The sequence below is a fragment of the Microcystis sp. LE18-22.4A genome (assembly GCF_027531105.1).
GTDB classification, from domain to species: domain Bacteria; phylum Cyanobacteriota; class Cyanobacteriia; order Cyanobacteriales; family Microcystaceae; genus Microcystis; species Microcystis aeruginosa.
Genome location: NZ_JAPZRB010000362.1, coordinates 1 through 2,755 on the forward strand (window position 1 = coordinate 1; position 2,755 = coordinate 2,755).

Annotated in this window: 6 protein-coding genes; all 6 read left to right on the forward strand. The window is 37.6% G+C overall.

Going from position 1 to position 2,755, the window contains the following annotated elements:
* Positions 1-272: 272 nt before the first annotated feature.
* The gene (locus O9295_RS27895; protein WP_502846511.1) at positions 273-449 is read left to right on the forward strand and encodes a DUF6888 family protein; all 177 of its coding nucleotides are present in this window, start codon (positions 273-275) and stop codon (positions 447-449) included.
* A complete protein-coding gene (locus O9295_RS16280; protein WP_502846510.1) occupies positions 449-646 on the forward strand; it encodes a DUF6887 family protein in 198 nt (65 codons plus the stop codon). The genes O9295_RS27895 and O9295_RS16280 overlap by 1 nt, the downstream gene beginning before the upstream one ends.
* A 133-nt stretch (positions 647-779) precedes the next feature.
* On the forward strand, positions 780-1,031 hold the full coding sequence (locus O9295_RS16285; RefSeq protein ID WP_288033858.1) for a DUF2281 domain-containing protein: 252 nt from the start codon (positions 780-782) through the stop codon (positions 1,029-1,031).
* Entirely contained in the window at positions 1,028-1,450 is a 423-nt protein-coding gene (locus O9295_RS16290; RefSeq protein WP_288033859.1) for a type II toxin-antitoxin system VapC family toxin, read from the forward strand. The genes O9295_RS16285 and O9295_RS16290 overlap by 4 nt, the downstream gene beginning before the upstream one ends.
* A gap of 36 nt (positions 1,451-1,486) precedes the next feature.
* On the forward strand, positions 1,487-1,825 hold the full coding sequence (locus O9295_RS16295) for a XisI protein (RefSeq protein ID WP_288033862.1): 339 nt from the start codon (positions 1,487-1,489) through the stop codon (positions 1,823-1,825).
* A gap of 68 nt (positions 1,826-1,893) precedes the next feature.
* Entirely contained in the window at positions 1,894-2,031 is a 138-nt protein-coding gene (locus O9295_RS16300; protein WP_288033865.1) for a DUF2281 domain-containing protein, read from the forward strand.
* Positions 2,032-2,755 lie beyond the last annotated feature (724 nt).

The window sequence follows — 2,755 nt, forward strand, 5'->3', positions numbered from 1 at the left end:
CTCTACTCTAGATACAGTCAACGGTACAGCCATTTTCAAAGGGAAAATGTACCCAGTAGCGTCTTTTCAATTTTTTCTGAGAAGCTCCAGGCAGTAAGGGTTTTGTTAATTTTTTAGTATTTCTGTATGGGGGAAGTCCAGTAATTCGGCATACTGCGCTTGAGATGGGTGTTGGGAGATACTTACGCGGCAAATTTTGCTACGATACTACTATTGCACCTGAATAACTGCTAATCTGATTATAAGGAATTGCTAGCTTGTGAGGTGCAACGATTTTACCAACCGCCGAACAAGGCATCATGTGTATCACACTATGCCAATCCCTCACCAATACCTTTACACCTATCTTTGTTGTCCGACTAGATGAGAGAACGGGCAATGTCTTCATTTTAGCTGGCGATAACATAGAAATAGAGATCTACCGCAATGGTCGTTGGAGGTTCTTGTAATGAAAACTGACTTTAAGACTATGACAAAAGCTGAATTAAGAGCTTATTTAGTTACTCATCCTAACGATAAAACAGCTTTTTATGCCTTTGTTGATCGCTTCACATCCGAAGCATCTTCTGCAACATTTCCTATGGCACACTCACCAGAAGAAATTGAAGAAGTTGCCCATTTAATTGAACAGAAAGTGCGATCATAGCTTTTTTGTGATCGCCGATCTTGTAGTTGGGTTGACGCAAGGAAACCCAACAACCAATCGAGAGTTTTATATTGTATTTAAAGGAAACATTAGCAGAATTCGAGAAAGAATCTTAAAACAGGAGAATAATACCATGACTCAAGCAATTAGTAAAGAACACTTAATCATCGAACGAGTTAGACAATTGCCTTCTGAAAAACAACAGGAAGTGCTAGATTTTATCGAATTCTTACAGTTTCAGTTACAAAAGCAGTCAGAAAGCACAGAAGAAAAAGAACCCATTTCCGCTTATGAAGCTGCCAAAGAGTTTGCTGGTTGTTTAGATGGTGGTCCTGGCGATTTATCAACCAACAAAGAATATTTAAGAGCTTTGGGTAAAAAATGAGAAAGAATGTTTTACTTGATACAGGCGTGTTAGTTGCTTATCTAAAACGGCAGGATCAATATCATAACTGGGCAAAACATGAATGGAGAAATATAAAATTTCCTCTTTTAACTTGTGAGGCAGTTATCGTTGAAGCTTGTTTTTTACTCAGAAATACTTACAAAGGAGAAGAAACAGTTATTGCACTTATTCGTCAAGGAGTTGTGACAATTCCCTTTAATCTTCAAAGTGAAATTGCAGAGATTGAGGAGTTAATAGATCGTTATCAAAATGTTCCCATGTCGTTAGCTGATGCTTGTTTAGTAAGGATGAGTGAGTCAATCACAGGCAGTTGCGTATTAACATTAGATAGTGATTTTCGAGTTTATCGAAAGCATAAGAATCAGATAATTGACTTGATTATTGCATATGAAATTTAATAAGCAAAAATCAATCTTTGAAATTTGGGATGAATTGTGGATAGATTAATCGAAAAATACCGTCAAATCATCAAAGATGTCCTTTCAGAATATCTCAATATTGATTACGCCTATGGAGACATCAAAAATGAAGCAATATTTGATGATGCAAACAATCGTTACATTATTCTTTCTTTAGGGTGGCAAAAGAATAAACGAATTCATGGATGCTTAATCCATGTTGATATTATCGATGATAAAATATGGATTCAAAGAGATGGCACAGAAGATGGCATTGCCTACGAATTAGAAAAAGCGGGAATCCCTAAAAAACAGATGGTTTTAGGATTTCACGATCCTGATGTTAGAAAATATACCGATTATGCACTATGTTGATTTTTGCTGGACTGACAAGGAAGCATTAGCAGAACGAAAGAAAGAATCTTAAACAGGAGAATAAGACCATGACTCAAGCAATTACTAAAGAAGACCTAATCATCGAAAAAGTTAGACAATTGCCTTCTGAAAAACAACAGGAAGTGCTAGATTTTATCGAATTCTTACAGTTTCAGTGCGATCGCCGATCTTGTAGGTTGGGTTGACGTAACGTAAGGAAACCCAACAAATTGAGAGAGTTAATGACGTTCTTTTGACTCTTGTGCTATTTTAACCGCAGTTTCTAAAACAGAAATGGCTTGACTATATCTGGACTTCCCCCGTATAAACATACTAGCTATGGCTAAAAGTCTTATAGAGCCTGAGTTAAAGCCATATAATACTAATGGACTACTGGACACAAACTCCTGAAGTCCTTACGCTGATAGGGTTTGAGGCAAAAATTTTCAAATTTGACCTTTCGACCATTATAGCTTGTTTCGGGGCAGAAAACCATCAAAAACATGGCTACAGAGGGAATCGCTGACTCTAGAGATTAATGACACCATCTGTTACAATGAGGTTAGCGATCACTATACAGCCAACTCTACGGAATCGCTCTACTCCAGATACAGTCAACGGTACAGCCATTTTCAAGCGAAAAATGTACCCAGTAGTGGCTTGTCAATTTTTTCTGAGAAGCGACCTGCAGTAAGGGTTTTGTTGATTTTTTAGTATTTCTGTATGGGGGAAGTCCAGCTATATTGACCACCACGACCATAGTGGGACTTAGACAAAAAACAAATCGATAAAAGCCTCAACTCCAATCCCCGCTTGGGATTTACTTCGAGAAGCCCAAAATCGCTGAAACCCAGATATATCAAGGAAAATCATAAATCGAGGTTAACCCTTTGTCCCGTAATGGTTTGAGCCTTTTTTGCTGACCGAAAA